We start from the raw sequence: 25,886 nt of genomic DNA on the forward strand, positions 1-25,886 counted from the left end.
CCTGTTAATGCCTGCATCCTATCGTGGCGCCTGTGGACCCTCAAGCAATCAAACGAGCGACGGCGCGGATGGTTCCCTCTTGCGTCATGCTGTCGGACACGGCGATCCCTGCCGGCGACAGCTGCGCGGCAGCGTCCGCCACTGTTTCACTGATCGCGACCGCGTGGCACCGCTGGAACGAGCAGGGCCATTCGGCGAGGATCGAGACTGTTTCAGCAGAGAACAGCGGCAGGATGAGGGCCTCTTCGTCTTGCAGGGCGACAAGCGCCGCGGCGTCTGGTGCACATGGTTCTTTGCGGTAGGCTATGACCTCGAATGCGGGCAATCCGGCCTCCGTCAGGATTCTTGCTGCTTCGGCGGCCGCAGTCTCACCCCGCACGTGCAACAGACGTCCGTTCGGAGCCTGATCCAGAATCAGCGGAATCAGGTCGACGGCGCTGCCCGATGCGCTGATGGCGCGATACCCCCGCGCCTCGGCGGCCTGCGCAGTGGCATCGCCGACGCAGAAGGCTTGCCGCCCCGCCCCCTCAGGCGCCATGGCGACGCCCGCGCGTGAGGTGAAAATGGCAACGTCGAACGGCGGGATCGGCGCACCGGTTGACGCGCATTCGAACGCGGGCGCGATGAGGCCACGGAACGCACCGGCTTCGCCCTGCAAAGCGATCAGAAACGCTTCGGAGAAGGCGCGCGGCCGGGTGGCCAGGACGATAGGGTTTTCAAAACGGGACACGGCGACCTGACCATTGAAGGAACTGCCCGCAAATGTTACCTGCGGGAACCTTAGACGCAAGCAGGTCCCGCCATGTCCGCCCCCCTCACCATTCTTGGTATCGAAAGCAGTTGCGACGACACGGCCGCCGCAGTCGTGCGCGGCGTGGCAGGGTCCGCCGAGGTGCTGACGAACATCGTTTACGACCAGACCACGGCCCATGCGGCGTTCGGTGGCGTCGTGCCGGAAATTGCCGCACGTGCCCACGCGGAAAAAGTCGATGTTGCAGTGCAACAGGCTCTGATTTCGTCCGATGTGGCTTTGCGGGACATCGATGCGATCGCCGTTACAGCGGGGCCGGGGCTGATCGGTGGCGTGCTGTCGGGTGTGATGTGTGCGAAGGGGCTGTCGGCTGCGACGGGCCTGCCCCTGATCGGGGTAAACCACCTTGCGGGGCACGCCCTTACCCCGCAGCTGACCGATGGCATCGCCTTTCCCTATCTCATGCTTCTTGTCTCCGGCGGGCATTGCCAGTTTCTGCTGGTCCACGACGCCGAGACCTATACCCGGCTTGGGGGCACCATCGACGACGCCCCGGGCGAGGCGTTCGACAAGACTGCGCGCATTCTCGGACTGCCGCAGCCCGGCGGCCCAGCGGTCGAGGCTGCCGCAGCGCAGGGTGATCCCACGGCCTTCCCCTTGCCGCGGCCGCTAATGAACCGCGACGATTGCAACATGTCTTTCTCCGGCCTGAAAACCGCGGTGCTGCGCGCACGGGATGCGGTGATGGCCGAGCATGGCGGTCTGCCGGAAGCGATCCGCTCCGATCTTTGCGCCAGCTTCCAAGGCGCGATTTGCGATGTGCTGACAGCGAAATCCCGGCGTGCGCTCAAGGCGGCGCGGGCGCTTGCCCCGGATCTTTCGACCTTCGCAGTGGCGGGCGGCGTTGCCGCGAACACGCAGATCCGGACGGCGCTTTCAGGTCTTTGCGCCGAGTTAGAGACGGATTTCCTCGCGCCGCCACTGAAATTGTGCACCGACAACGCTGCGATGATTGCCTATGCCGGCCTGCTCCGCTTTACTGCGGGCATGACCGACGATCTGACCCTGTCTGCCCGCCCGCGATGGCCGCTGGATCAATCCAGCCCCGCCATGCTTGGCAGCGGCAAGAAAGGGGCGAAAGCATGAAGGTCGCGGTTGCCGGCGCCGGGGCCTTCGGAACCGCCCTTGCAATCAGCCTTGCGGCGAAGGGGCCGGTGACGCTTTGGGCGCGGGATGCGGACGCGGCCAACGACATGCAAACGCGGCGAGAGAATACGCGCCGGCTTGCGGGGCACCGCTTCCCCGATACGATCACCGCCACGGGGGATCTGTCGCAACTGTTCGAGGCCGATACCCTTCTGCTCTCTATTCCGGCACAAAAGCTGGGACCATGGCTGGAGCACCACGCAACGAAGCTGCGCGGCAAGCACCTTGTGGCCTGTTGCAAGGGCATCGACCAGACCACCTTGCGCGGTCCCGTTGCGCTGATCGAGAGCGCCGTGCCCGACGCGGTGCCAGCCATGCTGACGGGGCCGAGTTTCGCAGCCGACATTGCCCAGAACCTGCCCACGGCGCTGACCCTTGCCTGCGCGTCGCCCGATGCCGGTGCCGTGTTGCAAGAGGCGCTGTCGACGCCGACATTGCGGCTCTATCTCAGCGGTGATGTCATCGGTGCGGAGCTGGGCGGCGCGTTGAAGAACGTCATTGCCATCGCCTGCGGGGTCAGCATTGGCGCGGGCTTCGGCGAAAGCGCCCGCGCGGCGGTCATGACCCGTGGCTTTGCCGAAATGCGACGGATCGGGGCCACGCTCGGCGCGGAGCCCGAGACGCTCACCGGCTTGTCGGGCTTCGGTGATCTGGCGCTGACTTGCACCTCGGACGGGTCGCGGAATTACCGCTTCGGGCTCTCCATCGGCGCAGGAGAGGCTTTCGACCCGAACACCACCGTCGAAGGGGCAGCGACCGCTGTTTCCTTGACGAAACTTGCGGAAAAGCACGATCTTGACCTGCCGATTTGTCGCGTCGTATCGGATCTTTCGGCGGGGCGCATGGATGCAGAAGCTGCGATGACCGCCCTGCTGTCCCGCCCCTTGCGAAAGGAATAGACATGGCACCCGCGCGATATTGGCTGTTCAAATCCGAACCCTCAACCTGGAGCTGGGACGACCAAGTTGCCAAGGGCGACGCCGGAGAGGAATGGGACGGCGTGCGCAACTATCAGGCCCGCAATTTCATGCGTGAGATGCAGGTGGGCGACCGGGGGTTCTTTTATCACTCGCAGAAAGAGAAAGCCGTAGTCGGCATCGTCGAAGTCTGCGCCGCGGCCCACCCGGATTCCACCACCGACGACGATCGGTGGGACTGTGTCGACGTGAAAGCCGTCCGACCGTTCACGACGCCGGTCACTCTGGACCAGATCAAGGCGGACGGGCGGTTGGACGAGATGGTTCTGGTGAAGAACTCACGCCTGTCGGTGCAACCGGTCTCGGACGAGGAATGGCGCATCGTCTGCGCGCTTGGCGACACAAAACCCTAGGTGTTTGCGCCCGTAGCGCGCATTCTGGTTCCGTCACAGCAAATAAGGGGACAGCACATGGGGTTTATAGCAGTGGTCGTTGCGGCAATCACCGGGTTCGCCTTCGGGGCGGTCTGGTATATGGCGCTGGCCAAGCCGTGGATGGCGGCGGCGAACATAAAGACAGACGCGAACGGACGGCCCGAGGGGGACACCGCGCTGCCCTACATCATGGCCGCCGTGGCGATGCTGATCGTGGCGGGCATGATGCGGCATTCCTTTGCCCTGTCGGGCATCGATACCGTGGGCAAGGGTCTGATTTCGGGACTGGGGATCGGTCTATTCTTCATCTCGCCGTGGATCATGATCAACAACGGCTACACCGGACGGCCCTTTAAACTCACGCTGATTGACGGGGGCTATGCGACCTTCGGATGTGCGGTGATCGGGGCGGTGTTGACGCTGTTCTAGAGACGACGCAGGGCAGAAAAAAATAAAAGGGTCCAGGCACCCCGCCCGGACCCTCTCTCACCCACGTGCACTCCGCAAAGCCACCACACGTGTATCTGAAACTGGAACCGGGCCATCCTGGCCGCCTGTGTGTCTTAAACCGGCGCGGGCCACGAAAGCAAAGGAATTGCCCGGACAATTCGCGTCAAATGCGAGACGCCCGCGGGGTGCGCGGGCGTCTGGTCGGGCAAATTATAAGGCAAATCAGCCGTAAACGGACTCTTTGCCGAAATGCTTGGTCAGCATGTAATAGACGACCGCGCGATACTTGTCGCGCTCTGAGCGGCCATAAGTCTCAACCACGGAGTCGATCGCTTCCATCAGCTCAGGACCATCAGACAAGCCAAGTTTCTTGATCAGAAAATTGTTCTTTACCGTCTCGAGCTCACCGGGCTGCGAACTTGCCACCGTCGCGGAATCCGCGTTGTAGATTGACGGACCGCAGCCGATCGTCACCTTGCGCAGAAGGTCCATGTCGGGCTCCATCCCGCATTTCTGGCGCAGGTCGTCCGCGTATTTCCCGATCAGTTCGTCACGCTTGCTCATTATCGTCTCCCGTATTCGAATGGGCCGTTTTCACGGCGCTGACGCAAGGTTAGCGACTGATCCCACGCAGGCAAGGAAAAAGGCCCGCTTGCGTCAGTAGCGGTAGTGCTCGGGTTTGAAGGGGCCGTCGGGCGACACGCCGATATAGGCCGCCTGCTCGGGGTTGAGCTTCGACAGCTTCACGCCGATGCGGTCCAGATGCAGACGCGCGACCTTCTCGTCCAGATGCTTGGGCAGGATATAGACGCCGGGCTGATAGTCCGCGTGTTTGGTGAACAGTTCGATCTGCGCCAGAACCTGATTGGTGAAAGAGGCCGACATCACAAAGGAGGGGTGCCCAGTCGCGTTGCCGAGGTTCAGCAAGCGCCCTTCGGACAGCAGGATCAACCGATTGCCGTTCGGCATCTCGATCATGTCCACCTGTTCCTTGATGTTCGTCCACTTGTGGTTCTTCAACGCGGCGACCTGAATTTCGTTGTCGAAGTGGCCAATGTTGCCGACGATGGCCATATCTTTCATCCGGCGCATATGCTCGATGCGGATCACGTCACGGTTGCCCGTGGTGGTGACGAAAATATCAGCCGTTTCGACGACCTCGTCGATTGTCGTCACCTGAAACCCGTCCATCGCGGCCTGCAGGGCGCAGATCGGGTCAACCTCAGTCACGATCACGCGGGCACCAGCGCCACGCAGCGAGGCGGCAGAGCCTTTGCCCACGTCGCCGTAGCCCATAACCACCGCGACCTTGCCCGCCATCATCGTGTCTGTTGCGCGGCGAATCCCGTCGACAAGGCTTTCCTTGCAGCCGTATTTGTTGTCGAACTTCGACTTGGTCACGCTGTCGTTGACGTTGATCGCCGGGAACGGAAGCTGGCCGTTCTTGTGCAGGTCATAAAGGCGGTGCACGCCGGTCGTCGTCTCTTCCGAGACGCCAAGGATGGCGGCCTTGGTCTTGGCGAACCAGCCGGGGCTTTCCTTCATGCGTTTCTGGATTTGCGCCTTGATCACCTCTTCCTCTTCCGAGGTGGGGACCGACAGCACGTCTTCGCCCGCTTCCATCCGCGCGCCCAGCAGGATGTAGAGCGTCGCATCGCCGCCGTCGTCAAGGATCATGTTCGCGCCCTCGGGGAACATGAAGGACCGGTCGAGATAGTCCCAATGCTCTTCCAGGCTTTGCCCCTTGATCGCAAAGACGGGCACGCCGGACTCGGCGATGGCCGCTGCCGCGTGGTCCTGCGTGGAGAAGATGTTGCACGAGGCCCAGCGCACGTCCGCCCCAAGCGCGGTGAGCGTCTCGATCAGCACCGCCGTTTGCACTGTCATGTGCAGCGATCCGACGATCCGCGCCCCGGTAAGCGGCTTGCTCTCGCCATACTCCGCGCGACAGGCCATCAGCCCGGGCATCTCGGTTTCCGCGATATCGAGCTCCTTGCGCCCGAACGGAGCAAGTGCGATGTCTTTGACGATGTAATCCTTGGCCATGGGGCGCCCCTTTCGGAATTTTGCTGCCTGCGCAATAGCAGGGCTGCGGGGCCTCGACAATCCAGCAGGAGGGGCCATAGCTGTCCGGGGTTTTGAGGGGTGCTTTTGATGAAACAACCACGCGCATGGCAACGGATGCTGTCCGGGCGCAGGCTTGATCTGCTCGACCCCACGCCGATGGATATCGAGATCGAGGACATCGCCCACGGGCTGGCCTTCGTCGCGCGCTGGAACGGCCAGACGAAGGGGGATTACCCTTATTCCGTGGCGGAACATTCGCTGTTGGTCGAGCAGATTTTCCGAGTGATCCAACCGAAAGCGCCGGTGAAATGGCATCTTGCAGCGCTTTTGCATGACGGGCCGGAATATGTGATCGGCGACATGATCTCTCCGGTCAAGAATGCGGTCGGGCCGGGCTATCGCACATTAGACGACCGGCTTCTTGCGGCGATTCACATCCGCTTCGGCCTGCCCACGCAGGTGCCTGTGGTGGTGAAAAAGCAGATCAAAAAGGCCGACAAGATCAGCGCATGGCTGGAGGCGGTGCAAATCGCGGGGTTCACCCGGACCGAGGCGAACAAGCTGTTCGGTGCGCCCAATCCGGCCGTGATCGACGGGATCACGTTGCGCCTGCGCCCGCCGGTCGAGGTGCGGCAGGACTTCACCAAGCGCCACGCCGAACTGATGGCCGAGCTTTAACGCGGGCTGCGCTTGGCAAGGATCCGCTGTAGGGTCCGACGGTGCATGTTCAGCCGGCGCGCGGTCTCGGACACGTTGCGGTCGCACAACTCATAGACCCGCTGGATATGCTCCCACCGCACCCGATCCGCCGACATCGGATTTTCCGGCGGCGGGGGCAGCTCGTCACTGTCGGTCAGCAGCGCATTCATCACGTCCTGCGCATCGGCGGGCTTTGACAGGTAGTCCGTGGCCCCGATCTTCACCGCCGCCACCGCCGTGGCAATCGCGCCATAACCGGTAAGCACGACGATCCGGCTTTCGGGCCGCCGCTCGCGCAGGGTTTCGACCACGTCCAAGCCCGTGCCGTCGGCCAGCCGCAGATCCACCACCGCATAGGCGGGGGGCCGCGCTGTCGCGATGGCTATGCCTGCGGCGACACTGTCGGCGGTCTCGACCGAGAAGCCGCGTTTTTCCATGGCCTTGGCCAACCGCCTCAGGAACGGCTCGTCGTCGTCCACAAGCAAAAGCGTGTTGTCTTCGCCAATCGGGTTCAATTGCATCTGCTGTTCCTCTCGCGTGCGCCTTCTATCGGTATCGCCCGCGGCGGGTCCGGTCAAACCTGATCCCTCAGCTGGCGTCCTCATAAGCCTCTACGAAGCAGGCCAGACTTTCGGCCATTTTCTCCGGCGTTACGTCCCGGCGGTAGAATTCCTGAAACCCGTGCTCGGGGAACATCAGATAGGACATGGTCGAATGATCCATGAGATAGAATTCGTCCTCGGCGTCCTGTTTCGCGTAATAGGTGCGATAGGCTTGCGAGGCGGCGCGGACCTGTTCGGGGGTGCCGGTCAGGCCGATCATCCGCTCGTGGAAGTTGTCGGTATAGTCGCGCACCGCCTCAACCGTGTCGCGCTCGGGGTCGATTGAGATGAACACCGGCGTGACGTCGATGCCCTCTTCCTCAAGGATCGACACGGCCTGCGCGTTGCGCATGACGTCGAGGGGGCAGACGTCGGGGCAGAAGGTATAGCCGAAATAAATGAGCGTCGGGCCGGTGATCACGTCCTTGTCCGTGACCGTGGCGCCGGTGTCGTCCACCAGTTCGAACGGCCCCCCGATGGCGCCGCCCCCGGTCTGGCTGGCGCGACAAACGGCGAAAGCGTCATCGCTGGCGCGCATCTGGGTCACGGCATAGGTGCCGCCCAGCATGACGAGAACGGCAACCCCGGCCGCGATTGCAAAAGGTTTCGACATGGGATCCCCCGGAATATGGTCGCAGTTGGCCCCTAATTATGCGCAAGATCGCAGGGGTAAAGTCGGAAAATTTGAACGGGTCACTATGGCGCAGGTCGAACTGGACGTATTTCAAAGCCGCGAACGCAGCAATTGGGTCAGGCTGCGCACGCTGGTCTGGCTGCGCTGGTTCGCCATCGCGGGGCAGATCGTCGCGGTTCTGGTGGCCCGCTACGTCTATCATCTGACCCTTGAGGTTGGCTTGATCACCGTCGTCATTGGCCTGCCGATCCTGGTCAACGTGGTGTCGATGTTTCTCTATCCCGAAACCCGGCGCTTGTCCGAGGGCGAAGCCGACCTGATGATCGGCTTCGATCTGCTGCAACTGGGGGCGCTGCTGTATCTCGCCGGGGGGCTGAGCAATCCTTTCGCGCTTTTGATCCTTGCGCCGGTCACGGTGGCCTCGACCATTCTGCCGTTGCGCAGCACGCTTGTTCTGGGCGGCGTCACGCTGGCCATCATCACCCTGTTGCGCTTTGACAGCCTGCCGATCCTGACCGCCGACGGGGCGCCGCTGACCCTGCCGGAGCTGTTCGTCTTCGGCTTCTGGGTCGCGCTGATCATCGGCGTGGTCTTCGTTGGCGTTTACGCGCGGCAGGTCACGCAGGAAACGCTTTCGATGGGGGAAGCACTGGCCGCAACGCAGATGGCGCTGGCCCGGGAACAGAAACTGACCGACCTTGGCGGCGTGGTGGCGGCGGCCGCGCACGAGCTTGGCACCCCGCTCGCCACGATCAAACTGGTCAGCCGCGAGTTGATGGACGAGTTGGACGGCAACGCCGACCTGCAAGAGGATGCCCGCTTGATCAACGAACAGGCCGACCGCTGCCGCGATATCCTGCGCTCCATGGGGCGGGCGGGCAAAGAGGATCAGTTGCTGCGGCAGGCCCCGCTTGAAACCGTCGTGCGTGAAGCCAGCGAACCCCATATGGATCGCGGCAAAACCGTCAGCATCACGCTCAGTCCGCCCGTGGGCACGGAGGCGCGTCAGCCCCATATCCTGCGTCGGTCCGAGATCATCCACGGCCTGCGCAATCTGGTGCAGAACGCCGTCGATTTCGCGGCCTCCGAGGTCCGGGTCGAGATCACCTGGACGGAAGAGACGATCACCGTGCGGATCAACGACGACGGGCCCGGGTTCCCCGCCTCAGTGATCGGCCGGATCGGTGACCCTTTCGTGCGGCGCAGGTGGTCCGACAGCGGCACCAAACGCCGCCCGGGCTATGAAGGCATGGGCCTTGGCCTGTTCATCGCCAAAACGCTTCTTGAGCGATCCGGGGCGGTGCTGACCTTCCTCAACGGGTCTGAAAAGCAGCAGTCCGGTCTGCGCAGCGGGGCGATTGTCACGGTCGAATGGCCCCGCGCAAGCATCGAAGGCTCACTGGATGCCACGGGTGCCTTGGGGGACAACACGCTGATTACGTGAAGAAAATGGATGCCTTAACGGCGAATTAACCAATTTGGCACACCCTGACGGCGGCTGAGTCGGAGGGCGAGATGCAACAATACGGTGTGATAGGCACGGTCGCGGCGCTGTTTCTGGGCATCGCCGTGGCCGTTGTTCTCCTGATCTACTGGATCCGCGCGAACAGCAGCTCGGCCATCATCTCGCGCACGTTGATGCACGAAGCCGAAGAGTCCATCGCCTTTCTGTTCGACGATCAGGAACTCGTGGATCTGACGCCTCGGGCAAAGGGCCTGATGACGCAAGCCGACAAGCAACGGACCGATTGGGAAAATCTCGTCACGCTCCTCTCCGCGCGCTTCCCGCATCTGCGGTCGCAATGCGCCGATCTGGCCAGCGTCGGGAAAAAGACCATCCTGCCCGAGGATGGCGGCACCGGCTGGATCGAGGCGGAGTTCTGGAACGGGCTGGCGCGGATCACACTCGTGCAGGACGACGACCCGCCCGACAAAACGCTCGATGCGCTTACCGCGTCGGCGATGGAACATGAGCTCAACACTCTGCGCTGCATCGGAGAGGATTCGCCGCAGCTGATCTGGAAACGCGACGCCGAAGGCGTGTTGATCTGGGCCAACCGCGCCTATATCGAGATGTCGGAAACGCTCAATCCCGTGGGCGCGGACGAAATCCGGCCCTGGCCCCCCCATGACGTCTTTCAAGAGGCGCCGCCCCCCCAAGGCACCGCGCCGCTGATCGATATGCACCGCGTCGACCTGCCCGGAGCGGAGGCTCCAATCTGGTATGAGGTGACAAGCCTGCGGCGCGGCACGGACACGATCTACTTCGCGATCGACGCCACCCCAGTGGTCGCCGCGCGCGATGCCCAGCGGACCTTCGTGCAGACCCTGACCAAGACCTTCGCGCACCTTTCGGTCGGACTGGCGATTTTCGATGAGGATCGAAGGCTTGTCCTGTTCAACCCCGCGCTGGTGGATCTGACCACCCTGCCCGCCGACTTCCTCATCGGCCGCCCCACGCTGTTCGCGGTTCTGGACCGCCTGCGCAATCTGCAGATGATTCCCGAACCGAAGAACTACAACACGTGGCGCGATGAGGTGGTCGCACTGGAAACCGCCGCCGCCGCCGGCAGCTATCATGAGACATGGACCCTGCCCAACGGGCAGACCTTCCGCGTGACCGGAAAGCCGCACCCCAACGGGGCCATTGCGATGTTGATCGAGGATATCAGCGACGATGTCTCGCTCACGCGGAAATTCCGCTCTCAGATCGACACGACGCGGGCGGTCATCGACAATGTGCCCGGCTCGATCGCCGTCTTTTCGGCCTCTGGCGCGCTGATCCTTGCCAACGAAGCCTATCGGCAGCTTTGGGGCGCCCAACACGACGGCTCTTTCGCCGATCAGGATTTTCTCGATGAGCTCGCCACTTGGCAGGCGCTTTCCGCGCCTTCGCCGGTCTGGATGAAGCTGAAGAAAACGCTGACGCAGGGCGGCAGCAACGGACGGTGGAGCGGGCAGATATGGCTCGATAATCAGGTTGAAGTCACTTGCCACTACGCGCCTTTGCCCGAGGGCAATCACCAGATCACTTTCCTTCCTGTCGCGGGCGAATCCCGCACGGGCGGGCGGGTCGAACCTCTGGCACCTGACATGCGCGAGATGGCCCAGGGCTGATTGCCCTTGCAGCGCCGCGCAGGCGGCATAGTGTTGCGCCATGACCCGCCGCACCCTAAAACTCGACCTTCCTTCGGAAGAGGAAACCGCTCAACTTGGCCGCACCCTCGCACGGCTGGCCATCAAGGGCGATGTCATCTTGTTGCGGGGCCAGATCGGCGCGGGGAAATCCGCGCTTGCCCGAGCATTCATCCGGGCGCGACTCGGGGCCGAGGTCGAGGTCCCCTCTCCGACGTTCACGCTGGTGCAGACCTACGACGCGGGGCCGGTGGAAATCTGGCATGCGGACCTCTACCGTCTTGGCGACCCACAAGAGGCTGTGGAGCTTGGCCTGCTCGATGCCTTCGAAACCGCGATCTGCCTTGTGGAATGGCCCGATCTGTTGGCGGACCTGATCCCGCAAGACGCCCTCGACATCCGGCTTGAGGTGGCCCGGGACAGCCACGTTGCCACCCTGACCTTTAACGACACTTGGCACGAAAAACTGGACACGCTGCATGTCGGCGCGTGAGGCTCTTGTGCAGGACTGGCTGGCCGGCAGCCCTTGGGCCGCGTGGCAGCACAGCCCGATCACCGGCGATGCCTCGGCCCGGCGATATCTGCGGCTGACCGATCCCACCGGCGGGACCGTGATCCTGATGGACGCGCCTCCTGATCTTTGCGGCAGCCAAAATCGTTTCGCGCAAATGGCGGACCACCTGCGCGGGCTGGGACTCGCGGCGCCAGAGGTTCTGGCCTTCGATGACACACTGGGCGTGATGGTTCTCGAAGACCTCGGCCCCACCGATTTCGCGCGCCATCTGCGCCACACACCGCAAGACGAACGGCCGCTTTATGAAGCCGGGGTGGATGTGCTCAAGGCAATTGGCGCGGCCCCGCCCCCTTCGGGTCTTGACGTGATGACACCGCAGGTCGGCGGCGCGATGATCGACCTCGCGTTCGACTGGGCCGCGCAAGACGACAGCGCAAGCCTGCGACAAGACATCACCGCGATCCTCACCCGGCTCTTGCAATCGGTCAGCCCCGCCCCGGCGACCCTGTCGCTTCGGGATTTCCACGCCGAAAACCTGATCTGGCGGCCAGAGCAAGCCGGAGGGCTGCGCATTGGCCTGCTGGATTTTCAGGACGCCTTCGTCACGCATCCCGCCTACGACCTCGCCTCGCTCCTGCGGGATGCCCGCCGCGACGTCGACCCCTCGCTCGTCGCGCCGTTACTGGCCCGGCTGGGCCCCGATCATACGGCGGCGTTCCACATCATGGCGGTGCAGCGCAACCTGCGAATCCTTGGCATCTTTAACCGACTGGCCCGGCGCGACGCTAAACCGGGCTATCTTGCGCTTGTGCCTCGTGTTCGCGCCCATCTGGCGACTGACCTGCGCACACCGTATCTTGCGCCATTGGCGCCGCTGGTTGACCACGCGTTTGGGTTGAATATAGGGGCGGCATGACCCACACACCGAACGCTGTCCTTCTCTTCGCCGCAGGGCTTGGCACCCGCATGGCGCCACTGACCGATACGCGGCCGAAACCGCTGGTCCAAGTCGCCGGCCGGCCGTTGCTGGATCATGCTTTGGCGCTCTGCGACGGGCTAAAGACAGTGGTCAACTGTCACTACCTTGCGGGCCAGATCAAGGCGCATTTGGCTGGAACAGAGACGCAAGTTTCCGACGAGAGCGACCTTTTGCGGGAGACCGGCGGCGGGCTGAAGCATGCGCTTCCGCTGCTGGGGCCCGCCCCGGTCTTCACCCTGAACACCGATGCCGTCTGGCACGGCCCGAACCCGGTGGAGGCTTTGCGCACCACTTGGCGGCCCGAGATGGAAGCGCTGCTTCTGATGATCCCGCGCGAGGCCGCTGTCGGTCACGGGGGCGGCGGCGATTTCGACATCAACGCAACCGGACGGCTGCACCGGGGCTCGGAGTATGTCTATTCGGGCCTGCAGATCATCCGCACCAACCGTCTCGCCGCTGTCCCTGAAGACGTGTTTTCCATGTGGAGGCTTTGGTCAGGCATGCTGGAACGTGGCACCATGTATGGCACCGCTTACGGGGGGCGCTGGTGCGATGTGGGGCGGCCGGACAGCATCCCACTCGCCGAAGCCATGTTGAACGGAACCGCCGATGTTTGAGAGATCCGCCACCCCCCGCGTCTTCGCCGTCCCGCTGGGCGCGGATTTTTCCACCAGCCTTTACGACGGGTTGCGTGCGCGGTTTCGCGCCATGCCCCCCGAGGCGGTCGCGCAGGTCGAGGTTTTCGTCAATACCCGCCGCATGCAGCGCCGCCTGACCGAGCTGTTCCATCGCGACGACGCGCTGCTTTTGCCACGCATCAGGCTGGTCACCGATCTGGGCACCGACGTAGCCTTGCAAGACATTCCGCCCGCCGTTGCGCCGCTGCGCCGCAGGCTTGAGGTGGCGCAGCTGGTGAAGGGGCTGCTGGAAGTCGATCCCACGCTCGCCGCGCAGACGGCCGCCTTTGATCTGGCGGATTCGCTGGTCGATCTGATGGGGGAGATGCAGGGCGAAGACGTTCCTCCCGATGCAATCGCCGGTCTCAACCTGACCGATCAATCAGGGCATTGGGAACGCGCACTGGCGTTCATCAATCTCGTGCAGCGCTATTTCGCCGAGGATGCGCAACCGGACGTCGAAGGGCGTCAGCGGCGCGTGGTCGAAGCGCAGATCGCCCGGTGGGCGGACAGCCCCCCGCAACATCCGATCATCGTCGCAGGGTCCACCGGATCACGGGGCACCACGTTGAAATTCATGCAAGCCGTGGCACAACTTCCGCAGGGGGCGGTGATTCTGCCCGGCGTGGACATGGATATGCCCGGCGCGGTTTGGGACCGACTTTCCCCCGCCGAGGACGGGGCCTACGGCGCTGAGGATCATCCGCAATACCGGTTCAAGATCATCTGCGACGGGCTGGGCCTTGATCCGACCGACCTGCCGCCCTGGCCCTCGGACGCGCCCCGTGGAACCGCACGCACGGCCCTGATTTCGTTGTCCATGCGCCCGGCACCGGTCACGGACCAATGGATCACGGATGGGCCCGCGCTGGGCAATCTTGAGGCCGCCACGGCGCGGCTTTCGATGATCGAGGCCCCGACACCGCGCGCCGAGGCCGATGCCATCGCCCTGCGCCTGCGCCTTGCCGTGGAAGAGGGCCAGACCGCCGCGCTGATTTCCCCCGACCGGATGCTGACCCGACAGGTGACGGCAGCGCTGGACCGGTGGCGTATTGTGCCCGACGACAGTGCCGGTCTGCCGCTGCAACTCACCGCGCCGGGGCGGTTCTTGCGTCATGTGGCCGACGCGCTGTGCGAGCCGGTGGACGCGGAACGTCTGCTGGTGATCCTGCGACATCCGCTGTGCAATTCCGATCAGTCAGACCGCGGGCCGCACACCCTGCTCACCAACGCGCTCGAGCTGCACCTGCGCCGCCACGGGCCGCCCTATCCCACCCGAGAGAGCATGATGGCCTGGGCTGAGGAGAGTACCGAAGGCCGCGCGGAGCGTGTTGCTTGGGCGGACTGGATCTCGCGCACCTTGCTGACTGCGCAGGATCCGTCTGAACGGGCCCTCGACACCTTCGTCAGGAACCATTTGCAGCTGGCGCAGTCCCTTGCCGCAGGCCCCGCAGGGACCGACACCGGTGAGCTTTGGCGCAAGGCCGCGGGACGCGAGGCGTTGCGCGTGATGGGCGACGTGCAGACCCACGCCGAGGCCGGAGGTGCGATGACCCCGCGAGAGTATCGCGACCTGATCGGCAGCATCCTTGCCACCGGTGAGGTGCGCGACCGCGACGCGGGGCACCCGCAGGTCCTGATCTGGGGCACGCTTGAGGCGCGGGTGCAATCCGCCGACCTTGTCATCCTTGGCGGCCTCAACGAAGGCACTTGGCCCGAAGCGCCGGCCCCCGATCCTTGGCTGAACCGCCCCTTGCGCAAACAGGCCGGACTGTTGTTGCCCGAGCGTCGCATCGGGCTGAGCGCGCACGATTACCAACAGGCTGTTTGCGCCGATGAGGTGGTGCTGAGCCGCGCCGTGAGGTCGGATGAGGCGGAAACCGTGCCAAGCCGCTGGATCAACCGGTTGACGAACCTGCTGGGCGGGTTGGGCGCGCAGAACGGACCGGCCTGTCTGACGGCGATGAAGGCGCGCGGGCAGGTCTGGTTGGACATGGCCGAACGCATCGCGACCCCTGATCATCAGATTGACCCAGCCCCGCGCCCCTCACCCGCTCCGCCCACGGACGCGCGGCCGACGCAATTGTCCGTCACGCAGATCGGCACGCTGATCCGCGATCCCTATGCGATTTACGGGCGGAAGGTGCTGAAGCTGAACGCGCTGGACCCGCTGGCGAAAACCGCTGATGCGCCCTTGCGGGGGGTGATCGTTCATGCGGTGCTCGAGCAGTTCATCACGCGCCGGATCGACCCGCATGATCCCGGCGCGCTGAGGCAGATGCTGCAAATCACTGACGAGGTTCTGGCCGACCGGTGCCCCTGGCCCGCCGTGCGCGTGCAATGGCGCGCCCGCATCGCCCGGTTCCTGCCCCACTTCCTGCGAGAGGAGCAGGAGCGACAGTTGGACACCACAAACATTGGTGTTGAACTCTGGGGCGAAATGAAGCTCAACCGCACGGACTTCAAGCTTGTCGCCAAGGCGGATCGCATCGACAAGACCGATGCGGGCGAGGCGCTGATCTACGACTACAAGACCGGCACCCCGCCCAGCGCCAAGCAGCAAAAACAGTTCGACCTGCAACTGTTGCTTGAGGCGGTGATGGTCGAGAAAGGCGGGTTTAAGGATGTCGGCGCGCTGCGCACACAGAACGCGGTTTACATCGGGCTGGGCAGCAAACTGGCCAACCAGCCCGCACCGCTTGACGAAGAGCCGACCCATGAGACAGAGCGCCGTTTCGAGGAGCTGATCCGCAAATGGATGGACCCCGCCAAGGGCTACACATCGCGTCGGGCCAATGAATCCATCAAGTTCGAAGGCGATTATGACCATCTGGCCCGCTATGGCGAATGGGGCGAGACCGACGATCCGGTGATAGAGGACCTGTCATGACCCACGACGACGCAACCCTTCGCCAGATCGAGGCCGCCGATCCGGTGCGCTCGACATGGCTTTCGGCGAACGCGGGATCGGGCAAGACGCGGGTGCTGACGGACCGTGTGGCGCGGCTGTTGCTCAATGGAACGCGGCCCGAGAACGTGTTGTGTCTGACCTATACCAAGGCCGCCGCCTCGGAGATGCAGAACCGCCTGTTCAAGCGGCTGGGCGAATGGGCGATGATGCCGGACAGCGCCCTGCGCCAGCAGTTGCGCGATCTGGGCGCGGAACAGGCGACGAGCGGCGAAGACCTGCGCCATGCCCGGACGCTTTTTGCGGCGGCACTGGAAACCCCCGGCGGGTTGAAGATCCAGACCATCCATTCCTTCTGCGCCGGCGTGCTGCGGCGCTTCCCGCTTGAGGCCGAAGTCAGCCCCCAGTTCCGTGAGATGGAGGACCGCACCGCACAGCTTCTGCGCGAAGAGGTTCTGGACGAGATGGCGCTGGGCGAACACGCCGGGGCGCTCGCCGGGTTGGCGCAGCACTACAGCGGCGGGGACCTCTACAAGATCCTGTCCGAGATTTCCGGCCGCAAAGAGGCTTTCGCAAATCCGCCGTCGCAGGCGGAACTCTCCGATTGGTTCGACCTGCCACCGGATGCCTCGCCCGAGGATGCGGTGAACATCGCCTTTTGCGGAGGAGAGGACGGGCTTGCGGATGATCTTGCTGACGCTTGCAAGGCGCTGTCGAAAACCTACGCGACCTTCGCGACCAACCTGCAGTCGCTGAACCTCAAGACGCCGGATATGGAGACGCTCACGGGCGTTTTTTCGCTGCTGCTTTATGCGGACAAGACCTCGAAATCGCGGAATTGGCCGCAATCGAACCACAAGGCGGCGGTCGCTGGGCTGGAACACCTGACCGACGACGTGCACGCCTGGATGGACCGCACGGCCGAGGCCTACGATTACCTGCGCCGCCTCAAGGCGCTCGACAAGACCCGCGCGCTCTTCGCCTTTGCTGCCCCCTTTATCCGGCGTTACGAAACCAAAAAGCTGCACCGCGCGGCGCTGGATTTCGACGATCTGATCAACAAGGCCCGGGCCCTGCTGCAAGACCCCGCAGTGGCGCAATGGGTCTTGTTCCGCCTTGATGGCGGGGTCGATCACGTGCTGGTGGATGAGGCGCAGGACACCTCGCCCGCGCAGTGGGAGGTCGTGCGCCTCCTCACGCAGGAGTTCTCGACCGGCGAGGGGGCGCACCCCGATCGCGAACGGACCGTCTTCGTAGTCGGCGACAAGAAACAGTCGATCTATTCTTTTCAGGGCGCGGACCCGGAAGGCTTCGACCGGATGCGCGACCATTTCAGCGGTGAGCTGGAGAAGGTGCAAAAGGAACTACAGGACAAGGAACTTCTGTATTCCTTCCGCTCGTCCGAGGCGATCCTTTCGCTGGTGGATCAGACCTTCGTGGGTGAGATGAAAGAGGGGTTGGGCGATCACATCCACCACAAGCCCTTCAAGTCCGACATGCCCGGTCGGGTCGACCTTTGGCCGGTGATCGAAAAGGACAAATCCTCTGAAGGCCGCGAATGGGACGATCCGGTCGATCTTGAGGGGCGCACAAACCACAATGTCATTCTGGCGCACAACATCGCGACCGAGATCAAGCGGATGCTGGCCGAGGAAACCCTGCCCGACACGCGGCAGGCCGATGGCGTCTGGTCACGCCGCCGGATCACGCCGGGGGATATTTTGATCCTTGTTCAGGGGCGGACGACTGGCGTGTTTCAGCATATCATTTCCGTCTGCAAAGCCGCCGGACTGGACGTCGCCGGGGCCGACCAGTTGAAGCTGGGCGGAGAATTAGCGGTCAAGGACATCTCGGCCGTGCTGCAATTTCTGGCCCTGCAGGACGACGATCTTTCACTCGCAGCTGCGTTGAAATCGCCGCTCTTCGGATGGACGGAAAAGCAGCTTTATGACCTTGCCCAGCCGCGCCGGGGCAAACAAACCCTGTGGGAGGCGTTACGCCGGTCCGGTCAGCATGAGGACACGCTGGCCATTCTCTATGACCTGCGCAACCAAGCGGATTTTCTGCGCCCCTACGACCTCATCAACCGGTTGTTGATCCGGCACGGCGGGCGGCACAACCTGCTCGCCCGGCTGGGGCACGAGGCCGAGGACGGGATCGATGCGTTGCTGTCGCAAGCGCTTGGTTACGAGCAATCCGCCGTGCCCAGCCTGACCGGGTTCCTGTCGTGGTTGCAGACCGAGGACGTGACTGTGAAGCGGCAGATGGACACCGCCGGGGATCGCATCCGGGTGATGACGGTGCATGGCTCGAAGGGTCTTGAAGCGCCCATCGTTATTCTGCCGGACACGGCGAAACGCAGCCGCGACCTGAAATCCGAGCTTATGACCTCGGGCGGGCAGGTGTTCTGGAAACCCGCCGCCGACGACCTGCCCAACCTGTTGGCCGAGGTGAAAGAGGAGATGCTCACCGCGCAGGATCGCGAACGGCGGCGGTTGCTCTATGTGGCGATGACGCGGGCCGAGAACTGGCTGATCGTCGCAGGCGCGGGCGATATGGGCAAGGATGACAGCCCGTGGCACCGAACCATCAGCAACGCGATGGATCACCTTGACGCCGTTGAGCACAGCAACAGCGTCGGCCAGATCAAACGGTTCAGCCGCCACGACTGGGACGCCGGGCCGCTAGTAGAGCGTTCGCAGGTGGACGCACCGCAGCCCCCGACGCCGACCTTCGGAGACACCTTGCCCGCGTTCGAGGCGCCGCGCCCCACCCGCGCACCGTCTGATCTCGGGGGGGCCAAGATCCTCCCCGATGAGACACACACCGAGGAGTCCGAGCCGGCCCTGGCCTGGGGGCGGATCATCCACCTTCTGCTTGAGGTTTTGCCGCCGCTGCCAGCGCATGATCGCGCCGACACGGGGCTGTCACTGACCCGCAATCATCCGGACGCGGGCCTGATCCCGGATCACGCCGAGCTCGTGCAAGAGGCGCTGGACCTGATCGAAGCGCCCGACCTCTCGTGGGTGTTCAGTCAAGGGCTGGCCGAAGTTCCCATCTCGGCCAACCTTGCGTCCCTCGGCGGCGACCGGCTTTACGGCTTGATCGACCGTCTGATCGTGTCGGAGGATGAGGTGATCGCCGTGGACTACAAATCCAACCGCTCCGTGCCCGACACGCCGGACAAAACGCCGGTCGGGCTGGTCCGGCAGATGGCCGCCTATCGTGATGCGCTGCGCGTGATCTATCCGGATCGCCGGGTACGTGTGGTGCTGCTCTGGACGCGCAACGGCACGGTGAGCGAGCTGGACGATGCGGCGCTGGATCACGCTCTCGCAGGTGTGAGCCTCCCTTGACGGCACGGGGCCCCAACCATACGTTCCGCCCTGAACGCATTTTCCCGTAAAGGAGCAGCCAGATGGCGACCGTAGCAGTAACTGATCAGACTTTTGACGCCGAGGTGCGCCAGTCCGACATCCCCGTTGTGGTGGATTTCTGGGCCGAATGGTGTGGCCCTTGCAAGCAGATCGGCCCCGCTCTGGAAGAACTTTCCGCAGAGCTGGACGGCAAGGTCAAGATCGTCAAGGTGAACGTGGACGAGAACCCCAACTCTCCGTCGCAGATGGGCGTGCGCGGCATTCCGGCGCTGTTCCTGTTCAAGAACGGCGAAGTCGTCTCGAACAAGACCGGCGCAGCTCCCAAGGCGGCACTTCAGGGCTGGATCGAAGAAAGCCTCTGATCGCACAGCACTTTACTCAAAGGGCGCCCCCGCGGGCGCCCTTTTTGTTGGCGACCTTGTGCCGGTGCAACGGCACCGCCATATAAACGCCGACACGGACAGGAGGACCAGACACATGGCAGACGACACATTCCCCGGCTGGCACGGCACGACGATCATCGGGGTCCGCAAGGGCGGCGAAGTGGTGATTGCGGGCGACGGGCAGGTCTCGGTCGGGCAGACCGTCATGAAAGGCACCGCGAAGAAGGTGCGTCGGTTGTCGCCTGGCGGCAACGATGTGATCGCGGGGTTTGCCGGTTCGACCGCCGATGCCTTCACGCTGCTGGAACGGCTGGAAAAGAAGCTTGAAGCCACGCCGGGGCAGCTGGCCCGCGCGAGTGTTGAGTTGGCCAAGGACTGGCGCACCGACAAATACCTGCAGAAGCTCGAAGCGATGCTGATCGTCAGCGACGGAAAGGATCTGTTCGTCATCACCGGGGCCGGCGACGTGCTTGAGCCTGAGTTCGACGTGACCGCCATCGGCTCGGGCGGGAACTACGCCCTCGCCGCAGGACGCGCGCTGATGGATCAGGACCTGAGCGCCGAAGAGATCGCCCGCCGCGCCATGGCCATCGCCTCGGACATCTGCGTGTACACCAACGGAAACCTGACCGTGGAGACCATTCAACAATGACCGACCTCACCCCCCGCGAAATCGTATCGGAACTGGACCGGTTCATCATCGGCCAGAAGGACGCCAAGCGCGCCGTCGCCGTGGCCCTGCGCAACCGCTGGCGGCGCAAGCAGCTGGGCGACGATCTGCGCGACGAAGTCTACCCCAAGAACATCCTGATGATCGGCCCCACCGGCGTCGGCAAGACCGAAATCTCGCGCCGTTTGGCGAAGCTTGCGCGCGCGCCCTTCATCAAGGTCGAGGCGACCAAGTTCACCGAAGTCGGCTACGTCGGACGCGACGTGGAGCAGATCATCCGCGATCTCGTCGAAGGGGCCATCGTCGAGACCCGCGCCTATATGCGCGAGGACGTCAAACAGCGGGCCCGCGAAGCGGCCGAGGAGCGGGTGATCACCGCCATCGCCGGGGACGATGCCCGCAGCGGCACACGCGACATGTTCCGCAAGAAGCTGAAATCCGGCGAGCTGGACGACACTGTGATCGAGCTTGAGCTGACCGACACGTCAAGCCCGCTGGGCGCGATGGAGATTCCCGGCCAGCCCGGCGCGATGCCCCCCGGCATGGATTTGGGCGCCATCTTCGGCAAGGCGTTCGGCGGCCGCACGGTGAAAAAGAAAGTCACCGTCGCCGACAGCTACGACCTGTTGATCGCGGATGAGGCGGACAAGCTGCTTGATGACGAAACAGTGACCAAAAAGGCGCTTGAGGCGGTAGAGCAGAACGGCATCGTTTTTCTGGACGAGATCGATAAGGTCTGCCGCAACGCCGATGCGCGTGGGGCGGATGTGTCCCGCGAAGGCGTGCAGCGGGATCTTCTGCCTTTGATCGAAGGCACCACCGTCAGCACCAAGCACGGGCCGGTGAAGACCGATCATATCCTGTTCATCGCCTCGGGTGCGTTCCACATCGCCAAGCCGTCGGACCTCTTGCCTGAATTGCAGGGGCGTCTGCCGATCCGCGTTGAGCTGCGCGCCCTCACCGAAGAGGATTTCGTCCGCATCCTGACCGAGACAGACAACGCCCTGACCCGCCAATACACCGCGCTTATGGGCACCGAAGAGGTTACGGTGTCGTTCACCGACGACGGCATCTCGGCGCTGGCGCGGATTGCGGCCGAGGTCAACGAAAGCGTCGAGAACATCGGCGCGCGCAGGCTCTACACCGTGGTGGAGCGGGTCTTCGAGGACCTGTCCTTCAATGCGCCGGAACGCGGCGGTGAGACGGTCGAGGTCAACGCCGCCTTCGTCGAGGATCACTTGGGTGAGCTCATGCGCTCGACCGACCTGAGCCGCTACGTGCTTTAGGGCTGGCCCCTTGCTGGCATTCGTCCAATAAGGACCCATGCAGAGCAAAACGGGCTATTTTTCATTCATCCGCGACAACGCGCCGTTTCTTGCAACCGGCGCGTTGTTGTCGTTTCTGTCCAGTTTCGGGCAGACTTTCTTCATCTCCGTTTTTGGCGGTGAGATCCGTGCGGACTACGGGCTGAGCAACGGCGATTGGGGCTTGATCTACATGATCGGTACCGGCGCATCAGCTGTGGTGATGGTCTTCGCGGGCGGTCTGGCAGACCGGCTCAGAGTCCGGCAGTTGGGGATCACCGTGGTACTGCTTCTGGGGCTGTCCTGCATCCTCATGGCGGTCAATCCATGGGCGGCGGCGCTTCCCGTCATCGTATTCCTTTTGCGGTTCTTCGGACAGGGCATGACCAGTCACGTGGCGACCGTCGCCATGGCACGGTGGTTCATCGCGGCACGCGGGCGGGCGCTCGCGGTGGCCGCGATGGGGTTCATGTTGGGTGAAGCTGCCTTGCCGTTGATCATGGTCTGGATCAAGACGCGGATCGACTGGCACCTGATCTGGGTGGGCTGTGCGCTGTTCTGTCTGGCCATGGCACCGGTGCTGCTTTGGCTGCTTCGGTTGGAGCGCACGCCGCAATCGGTCGCGGCAACCGAGCAATCGACCGGACTATGGGGCCGCCACTGGACCCGGTCCGAGGCGTTGCGCACACCGCTGTTCTGGGCCATGGCCCCGGCGGTGATGTCCTTTTCGGGCTTTGGCACGGCCTTCTGGTTCCATCAGGTTCACTTCGCTGAAATCAAAGGCTGGTCGCACCTGGCCCTCGTCTCGGTCTTTCCACTGGGCACCGCCACATTGCTGGCCTCAACGATCTTTTTTGGCTGGGCGGTGGACCGGTTGGGCGCGGTGCGGCTGTTGCCGGTTTACCTCTTGCCCCTCGTGCTTGCCTTCATCCTGCACTGGTATGCGCCCAGTCTGATCTGGACCGCAATCGCCGTGATCCTGATGGGGATGGCCGGGGGCGGACAGGCGACGTTGCTCAATGCCTGCTGGGCGGAATTCTTCGGGACGCGGCATCTGGGCGCGATCAAGGCATCGGCTGCGGCGCTCATGGTTCTGGGATCGGCCATCGGCCCGGGGTTGAGCGGTTTCCTCATTGATCAGGGGATCGGCTTCGAGGTGCAGATGCTGGGCTATGCGGCAAGTTTCGCGATTGCCGCGCTGCTCCTGCTCTACCCGGTTGCCGTCATGCGACGCTCAGCGGCTGCGGCGTAGATAGACGTAGTAAGCACCCTGCCCGCCGTGGCGGATATGGGATTCGGTTACCTGAAGCACGAGACTGTTCAACGGCGCCATCTTCAGCCATTGCGGCACCTGATGGCGCAGCACGCCGAATTTCGTCGGGATCGGCCCGCCGTCGTCGCGGTTCTTGCCCTTGCCGGTGATCACAAGAACCAGACGATGGCCCGCGCTGACCGAGCGCATGATAAACCCGATCAACGCCGGATGGGCCTGTGCCAAGGTCATGCCGTGCAGATCGATCCGCGCGTCCGGCTTCAGCTTGCCCCGCCGCATCCGGCCATAGGCTTTCTTGTCCATCTCGACCGGCGCCGCTTTCATCTGCTGCCCGAGCGACGGCAAGAGGTCATGGTCTTTGCGGTGGGTCGCCCCTTGCCCGACCTTGAACTGCGGAAGCGGCGCGGGGCGCGGGGCCTCAACCTTGGGCGGGGTCGGCTTGGGCGCGGCGTGGGCGCGTTTCGCCTTGGGCTTCTCGAGTGGTTCCGCACGTCGCGCGACGCTGTCCCACAGGGCCCGTTCCTCGGCCGAGATATGACGCGGGCGTTTCATTCGATGATATCGGGCAGCATCGCATAGGCGGCCTGAATCGGCATCAGCACGACCATGCGCCCGCCATCCTTGATCTTGCCCGCCTCGCGCCCCGCCAGATCACCGGTGCCAAAGAAGATATCCGCCCGTTGTGCGCCACGAATGGCCGACCCGGTGTCTTGCGCGATCATCAGACGATCCAGCGGGTCCGCGCCGTCCTTCTCGATCCAGACCGGCGCGCCATAGGGGACGTAAGCGGGGTCGATGGCGACGGTGCGCATGGGTGTCACCGAACGGTTCATCGCGCCAAGCGGGCCCTTATCCGGTGGCACCTCGTTCACCTCACGGAAGAAAACGTAGCTGTCGTTGATCCACAAAAGCTCGCGCCCTGCGTCCCCGTTGTCGCGGACCCAGTCGCGGATCACATCGGCAGAGACCTGATGGGCCTGAAACTCGCCCCGGTTGACCAGCTCAAGCCCAACGGACGAATACTCGCGCCCGTTGGCCCCCGCATAGCCCACGCGGATCATCCCGCCCGTGTTCAGCCGCACCCGACCGGAGCCCTGCACCTGCAAAAAGAAGACGTCGACCGGATCGTCGATCCAGACGATTTCCAACCCCTGCCCGCCCAGTGCGTCGGTCTCTTCGATCTCGCGCCGGGTAAGCCACGGCGCGGAGAGATCGCTGGGCATACGGTAAAGGGGATATTGATAACGCCCGCCCCGCGTGCGGGAGCCGCGCAGCTCAGGCTCGAAATAGCCGGTGAACAGCGCGTCTTTGCCATCGTCGATCAGAACCGGAGTAAAGAACCGTTCGAAGAACTCTTTGGGGTCGGGGCCGGATTTGGCAAATTGGCACAGCGACGCCCAGATCGGATCGTCCATATCACCACAGGTGGAGACATAGACATCCAGCGCAGCTTGGTGATCGTCCACGTCCCAGCCGCGCAACGTTTCGAATTGCAAGAGCTGATAGGTCGGATTGGCCATCGCTGCCTCGGTCCAGAAAAGGGATGCCAGGCCGATCGACAGTCGCGCGACCGCCGATGCCAGCGTCATCCGCCAGTGGCGACAAGGAACCAGTTCGGGTCGCCGGTGCCCATGGTCCGGCCAAAGGTCCAAACGTCGCGCTGCTTCTTGATCTCGGTGGGGGACCCTTCGATGAGGTCGCCGCCACGGTCATAAACGGCGGAGGTGCTCTCACTCAGGAAGCGCACCGAAATCTCGGCCTCTTTCGTGGCGGGATCATAGGTCGCGTCCATCAGCTTGGTCTCGGAGATGCCGACAAACTTGAAATCGACGCTCAGGCCGTTCTTTTCGCGTTCTTCGACGACGGTGGCGAACGCCTCATAGACATCTTCGGACAGGAAGGGCTTGATCCCGGACAGCTCACCGGTCTCGAACCCGGTCAGGATCATCTCATAGGCGCCGCGCGCGCCGCGGACAAATTCCTGCACGTTAAAGCTGCGGTCGTCGGCCTTCATCTTGGCCAAAGCCTCGGCCGAGGGGGTGTCGGCATCCACATAATCGGTGATGTCAGGATCGGGGCCACCTTCGATCACCTCGAACTCGGGCCCGGTGCGCTTTTGCGCGGGCTGTGCGGTCACCTGCGGCTTCTCGAAGCCTTCGCGCGTGCCAAGGACGCTGCGCAATCGCAGGATCAGAAAGATCGCGATACCGGCAAGAACCAGAAGCTGAAGAACAGGCGAATTCATGTGTGTTTCTTTCCGATCAGGGATGGACACGTGGTAAAAGTCACTCACCCGCCTTATGTAAGTCTGGCAGTGGGGCAAGTCCACCTTGCCGCAGATTTTTAACGACGCAACCGGGGGCATCATGCTGCTGTCTATACTCTTCATCGGCATTCCGCTGCTGGAAATCACCTTGTTCATCCAGATCGGCGGGGTGATCGGGCTGGGCTGGACGCTTGCCATTGTGATCCTGACAGCGCTGCTGGGCGCCTGGATGGTGCGCAGTCAGGGGGCGCAGGCGATGTTGAACCTGCGGCAGTCTTTCTCATCCTTGCAAGATCCGACGGAACATCTGGCTCACGGGGCGATGATCCTGTTTTCCGGCGCGCTGCTGCTTACCCCCGGATTTTTCACCGACTTTGTAGGCTTTGCCTTGCTCGTGCCTGCGGTGCGGTCCGCAGCCTATCGCGCGCTGCGGGACCGGGTCGAGGTGCAGAGCTTCCAGATGGGCCCGGGCGGCGACCCGCGACGCGGACCACCGCCACGCCGGCATCCCGACGACCGCGTGATCGACGGCGAGTTCGAAGAGGTTGATCCCCCCGACCGCACATCGCGCGGCCCGTCAGGCTGGACAAGAGATTGAGGCCCCGCCCCGGCCCTGTTACACAAACGTGAACGTATCAGA

General features: G+C 63.6%; 25 protein-coding genes. 17 read left to right on the forward strand and 8 right to left on the reverse strand.

The genetic code is table 11. The features are described 5' to 3' along the window. Positions 1 to 40: 40 nt before the first annotated feature. The gene (locus DC363_RS03080; RefSeq protein ID WP_108639672.1) at positions 41 to 730 is read right to left on the reverse strand and encodes a uroporphyrinogen-III synthase; all 690 of its coding nucleotides are present in this window, start codon (positions 728 to 730) and stop codon (positions 41 to 43) included. 72 nt (positions 731 to 802) lie between these two features. On the opposite strand from DC363_RS03080, the gene tsaD reads away from it, so the two are divergent. The 4 genes from tsaD to DC363_RS03100 are packed head-to-tail and all read left to right on the forward strand — an operon-like array spanning position 803 to position 3,737. Beyond that, entirely contained in the window at positions 803 to 1,897 is a 1,095-nt protein-coding gene (gene tsaD, locus DC363_RS03085; protein WP_108639673.1) for a tRNA (adenosine(37)-N6)-threonylcarbamoyltransferase complex transferase subunit TsaD, read from the forward strand. Continuing rightward, complete coding sequence (locus DC363_RS03090; RefSeq protein WP_108639674.1) at positions 1,894 to 2,856, forward strand: NAD(P)H-dependent glycerol-3-phosphate dehydrogenase; 963 nt, start codon at positions 1,894 to 1,896, stop codon at positions 2,854 to 2,856. The genes tsaD and DC363_RS03090 overlap by 4 nt, the downstream gene beginning before the upstream one ends. Positions 2,857 to 2,858: 2 nt before the next feature. Next, positions 2,859 to 3,287, forward strand: coding sequence for an EVE domain-containing protein (locus tag DC363_RS03095; protein WP_108639675.1), 429 nt, complete (start codon positions 2,859 to 2,861; stop codon positions 3,285 to 3,287). 57 nt (positions 3,288 to 3,344) lie between these two features. Next, positions 3,345 to 3,737, forward strand: coding sequence for a DUF1761 domain-containing protein (locus DC363_RS03100; protein ID WP_108639676.1), 393 nt, complete (start codon positions 3,345 to 3,347; stop codon positions 3,735 to 3,737). A 243-nt stretch (positions 3,738 to 3,980) separates the two neighbouring features. On the opposite strand, the gene DC363_RS03105 is transcribed toward DC363_RS03100, so the two are convergent. Continuing rightward, the gene (locus DC363_RS03105) at positions 3,981 to 4,322 is read right to left on the reverse strand and encodes a DUF2853 family protein (RefSeq protein WP_108639677.1); all 342 of its coding nucleotides are present in this window, start codon (positions 4,320 to 4,322) and stop codon (positions 3,981 to 3,983) included. Positions 4,323 to 4,415: 93 nt separating this feature from the next. Beyond that, positions 4,416 to 5,804: an adenosylhomocysteinase gene (ahcY, locus tag DC363_RS03110; protein WP_108639678.1), complete on the reverse strand. Its 1,389-nt coding sequence runs from the start codon at positions 5,802 to 5,804 to the stop codon at positions 4,416 to 4,418. Positions 5,805 to 5,912: 108 nt separating this feature from the next. On the opposite strand from ahcY, the gene DC363_RS03115 reads away from it, so the two are divergent. Further along, entirely contained in the window at positions 5,913 to 6,503 is a 591-nt protein-coding gene (locus tag DC363_RS03115) for an HD domain-containing protein (RefSeq protein WP_108639938.1), read from the forward strand. On the opposite strand, the gene DC363_RS03120 is transcribed toward DC363_RS03115, so the two are convergent. Then, the gene (locus DC363_RS03120) at positions 6,500 to 7,045 is read right to left on the reverse strand and encodes an ActR/PrrA/RegA family redox response regulator transcription factor (protein WP_108639679.1); all 546 of its coding nucleotides are present in this window, start codon (positions 7,043 to 7,045) and stop codon (positions 6,500 to 6,502) included. The two genes, DC363_RS03115 and DC363_RS03120, sit on opposite strands and share 4 nt — an antisense overlap. Positions 7,046 to 7,112: 67 nt before the next feature. Beyond that, complete coding sequence (locus tag DC363_RS03125; protein ID WP_108639680.1) at positions 7,113 to 7,739, reverse strand: SCO family protein; 627 nt, start codon at positions 7,737 to 7,739, stop codon at positions 7,113 to 7,115. Positions 7,740 to 7,824: 85 nt separating this feature from the next. Here DC363_RS03125 and regB point away from each other — a divergent pair, with 85 nt between their 5' ends. From regB to DC363_RS03180, 11 genes are all read left to right on the forward strand, one after another. Continuing rightward, entirely contained in the window at positions 7,825 to 9,204 is a 1,380-nt protein-coding gene (gene regB, locus DC363_RS03130; protein WP_108639681.1) for a sensor histidine kinase RegB, read from the forward strand. Between the two features lie 71 nt (positions 9,205 to 9,275). Then, positions 9,276 to 10,877, forward strand: coding sequence for a PAS-domain containing protein (locus DC363_RS03135; RefSeq protein ID WP_108639682.1), 1,602 nt, complete (start codon positions 9,276 to 9,278; stop codon positions 10,875 to 10,877). Between the two features lie 40 nt (positions 10,878 to 10,917). Beyond that, positions 10,918 to 11,388: a tRNA (adenosine(37)-N6)-threonylcarbamoyltransferase complex ATPase subunit type 1 TsaE gene (gene tsaE / locus DC363_RS03140; protein ID WP_108639683.1), complete on the forward strand. Its 471-nt coding sequence runs from the start codon at positions 10,918 to 10,920 to the stop codon at positions 11,386 to 11,388. Then, on the forward strand, positions 11,375 to 12,325 hold the full coding sequence (locus DC363_RS03145; protein WP_108639684.1) for an aminoglycoside phosphotransferase family protein: 951 nt from the start codon (positions 11,375 to 11,377) through the stop codon (positions 12,323 to 12,325). The genes tsaE and DC363_RS03145 overlap by 14 nt, the downstream gene beginning before the upstream one ends. Beyond that, positions 12,322 to 13,005: a nucleotidyltransferase family protein gene (locus DC363_RS03150; RefSeq protein ID WP_108639685.1), complete on the forward strand. Its 684-nt coding sequence runs from the start codon at positions 12,322 to 12,324 to the stop codon at positions 13,003 to 13,005. The genes DC363_RS03145 and DC363_RS03150 overlap by 4 nt, the downstream gene beginning before the upstream one ends. Further along, positions 12,998 to 15,955 (forward strand): double-strand break repair protein AddB, encoded by a 2,958-nt coding sequence (gene addB / locus DC363_RS03155; RefSeq protein ID WP_108639686.1) that lies wholly within the window; start codon positions 12,998 to 13,000, stop codon positions 15,953 to 15,955. Before DC363_RS03150 ends, addB begins: the two co-directional genes overlap by 8 nt. Then, complete coding sequence (addA, locus tag DC363_RS03160) at positions 15,952 to 19,329, forward strand: double-strand break repair helicase AddA (RefSeq protein WP_108639687.1); 3,378 nt, start codon at positions 15,952 to 15,954, stop codon at positions 19,327 to 19,329. The genes addB and addA overlap by 4 nt, the downstream gene beginning before the upstream one ends. A gap of 62 nt (positions 19,330 to 19,391) precedes the next feature. Continuing rightward, positions 19,392 to 19,712, forward strand: a complete 321-nt coding sequence (gene trxA / locus DC363_RS03165; protein WP_108639688.1) for a thioredoxin — start codon at positions 19,392 to 19,394, stop codon at positions 19,710 to 19,712. Positions 19,713 to 19,827: 115 nt separating this feature from the next. Continuing rightward, positions 19,828 to 20,385, forward strand: coding sequence for an ATP-dependent protease subunit HslV (gene hslV / locus DC363_RS03170; RefSeq protein ID WP_108639689.1), 558 nt, complete (start codon positions 19,828 to 19,830; stop codon positions 20,383 to 20,385). Further along, positions 20,382 to 21,689 carry an ATP-dependent protease ATPase subunit HslU gene (gene hslU / locus DC363_RS03175; RefSeq protein WP_108639690.1) on the forward strand — a complete coding sequence of 436 codons (1,308 nt, stop codon included), beginning with the start codon at positions 20,382 to 20,384 and terminating at the stop codon, positions 21,687 to 21,689. The genes hslV and hslU overlap by 4 nt, the downstream gene beginning before the upstream one ends. A 37-nt stretch (positions 21,690 to 21,726) precedes the next feature. Then, on the forward strand, positions 21,727 to 22,959 hold the full coding sequence (locus tag DC363_RS03180; RefSeq protein WP_108639691.1) for an MFS transporter: 1,233 nt from the start codon (positions 21,727 to 21,729) through the stop codon (positions 22,957 to 22,959). Here DC363_RS03180 and DC363_RS03185 read toward each other — a convergent pair. The 3 genes from DC363_RS03185 to DC363_RS03195 form a co-directional block, all read right to left on the reverse strand. After that, positions 22,942 to 23,532 carry a Smr/MutS family protein gene (locus DC363_RS03185; protein ID WP_108639692.1) on the reverse strand — a complete coding sequence of 197 codons (591 nt, stop codon included), beginning with the start codon at positions 23,530 to 23,532 and terminating at the stop codon, positions 22,942 to 22,944. The genes DC363_RS03180 and DC363_RS03185 overlap by 18 nt on opposite strands. Continuing rightward, positions 23,529 to 24,500 carry a murein transglycosylase A gene (gene mltA, locus DC363_RS03190; RefSeq protein ID WP_108639939.1) on the reverse strand — a complete coding sequence of 324 codons (972 nt, stop codon included), beginning with the start codon at positions 24,498 to 24,500 and terminating at the stop codon, positions 23,529 to 23,531. Before mltA ends, DC363_RS03185 begins: the two co-directional genes overlap by 4 nt. 65 nt (positions 24,501 to 24,565) lie before the next feature. Then, a complete protein-coding gene (locus DC363_RS03195; RefSeq protein WP_108639693.1) occupies positions 24,566 to 25,225 on the reverse strand; it encodes a Tim44/TimA family putative adaptor protein in 660 nt (219 codons plus the stop codon). Between the two features lie 121 nt (positions 25,226 to 25,346). On the opposite strand from DC363_RS03195, the gene DC363_RS03200 reads away from it, so the two are divergent. Next, positions 25,347 to 25,844 (forward strand): FxsA family protein, encoded by a 498-nt coding sequence (locus DC363_RS03200; protein WP_108639694.1) that lies wholly within the window; start codon positions 25,347 to 25,349, stop codon positions 25,842 to 25,844. The last annotated feature ends 42 nt before the right edge of the window (positions 25,845 to 25,886 follow it).

Origin of the sequence: Thalassorhabdomicrobium marinisediminis (assembly GCF_003072065.1) — a bacterium.
Classification (GTDB): Bacteria; Pseudomonadota; Alphaproteobacteria; order Rhodobacterales; family Rhodobacteraceae; genus Octadecabacter; species Octadecabacter marinisediminis.

Excerpts from the sequence above, each read along its gene's own strand:
- DC363_RS03095 (WP_108639675.1), top strand. The coding sequence starts at position 2,859 with ATGGCACCCGCGCGATATTGGCTGTTCAAATCCGAACCCTCAACCTGG.
- ahcY (WP_108639678.1), bottom strand. The coding sequence starts at position 5,804 with ATGGCCAAGGATTACATCGTCAAAGACATCGCACTTGCTCCGTTCGGG.
- DC363_RS03135 (WP_108639682.1), top strand. The coding sequence starts at position 9,276 with ATGCAACAATACGGTGTGATAGGCACGGTCGCGGCGCTGTTTCTGGGC.
- DC363_RS03145 (WP_108639684.1), top strand. The coding sequence starts at position 11,375 with ATGTCGGCGCGTGAGGCTCTTGTGCAGGACTGGCTGGCCGGCAGCCCT.
- DC363_RS03100 (WP_108639676.1), top strand. The coding sequence starts at position 3,345 with ATGGGGTTTATAGCAGTGGTCGTTGCGGCAATCACCGGGTTCGCCTTC.
- DC363_RS03115 (WP_108639938.1), top strand. The coding sequence starts at position 5,913 with ATGAAACAACCACGCGCATGGCAACGGATGCTGTCCGGGCGCAGGCTT.
- DC363_RS03120 (WP_108639679.1), bottom strand. The coding sequence starts at position 7,045 with ATGCAATTGAACCCGATTGGCGAAGACAACACGCTTTTGCTTGTGGAC.
- DC363_RS03200 (WP_108639694.1), top strand. The coding sequence starts at position 25,347 with ATGCTGCTGTCTATACTCTTCATCGGCATTCCGCTGCTGGAAATCACC.
- tsaD (WP_108639673.1), top strand. The coding sequence starts at position 803 with ATGTCCGCCCCCCTCACCATTCTTGGTATCGAAAGCAGTTGCGACGAC.
- mltA (WP_108639939.1), bottom strand. The coding sequence starts at position 24,500 with ATGGCCAATCCGACCTATCAGCTCTTGCAATTCGAAACGTTGCGCGGC.
- DC363_RS03125 (WP_108639680.1), bottom strand. The coding sequence starts at position 7,739 with ATGTCGAAACCTTTTGCAATCGCGGCCGGGGTTGCCGTTCTCGTCATG.
- tsaE (WP_108639683.1), top strand. The coding sequence starts at position 10,918 with ATGACCCGCCGCACCCTAAAACTCGACCTTCCTTCGGAAGAGGAAACC.
- DC363_RS03090 (WP_108639674.1), top strand. The coding sequence starts at position 1,894 with ATGAAGGTCGCGGTTGCCGGCGCCGGGGCCTTCGGAACCGCCCTTGCA.
- hslV (WP_108639689.1), top strand. The coding sequence starts at position 19,828 with ATGGCAGACGACACATTCCCCGGCTGGCACGGCACGACGATCATCGGG.
- addB (WP_108639686.1), top strand. The coding sequence starts at position 12,998 with ATGTTTGAGAGATCCGCCACCCCCCGCGTCTTCGCCGTCCCGCTGGGC.
- DC363_RS03195 (WP_108639693.1), bottom strand. The coding sequence starts at position 25,225 with ATGAATTCGCCTGTTCTTCAGCTTCTGGTTCTTGCCGGTATCGCGATC.
- DC363_RS03150 (WP_108639685.1), top strand. The coding sequence starts at position 12,322 with ATGACCCACACACCGAACGCTGTCCTTCTCTTCGCCGCAGGGCTTGGC.
- DC363_RS03185 (WP_108639692.1), bottom strand. The coding sequence starts at position 23,532 with ATGAAACGCCCGCGTCATATCTCGGCCGAGGAACGGGCCCTGTGGGAC.
- regB (WP_108639681.1), top strand. The coding sequence starts at position 7,825 with ATGGCGCAGGTCGAACTGGACGTATTTCAAAGCCGCGAACGCAGCAAT.
- trxA (WP_108639688.1), top strand. The coding sequence starts at position 19,392 with ATGGCGACCGTAGCAGTAACTGATCAGACTTTTGACGCCGAGGTGCGC.
- DC363_RS03105 (WP_108639677.1), bottom strand. The coding sequence starts at position 4,322 with ATGAGCAAGCGTGACGAACTGATCGGGAAATACGCGGACGACCTGCGC.
- DC363_RS03180 (WP_108639691.1), top strand. The coding sequence starts at position 21,727 with ATGCAGAGCAAAACGGGCTATTTTTCATTCATCCGCGACAACGCGCCG.
- addA (WP_108639687.1), top strand. The coding sequence starts at position 15,952 with ATGACCCACGACGACGCAACCCTTCGCCAGATCGAGGCCGCCGATCCG.
- hslU (WP_108639690.1), top strand. The coding sequence starts at position 20,382 with ATGACCGACCTCACCCCCCGCGAAATCGTATCGGAACTGGACCGGTTC.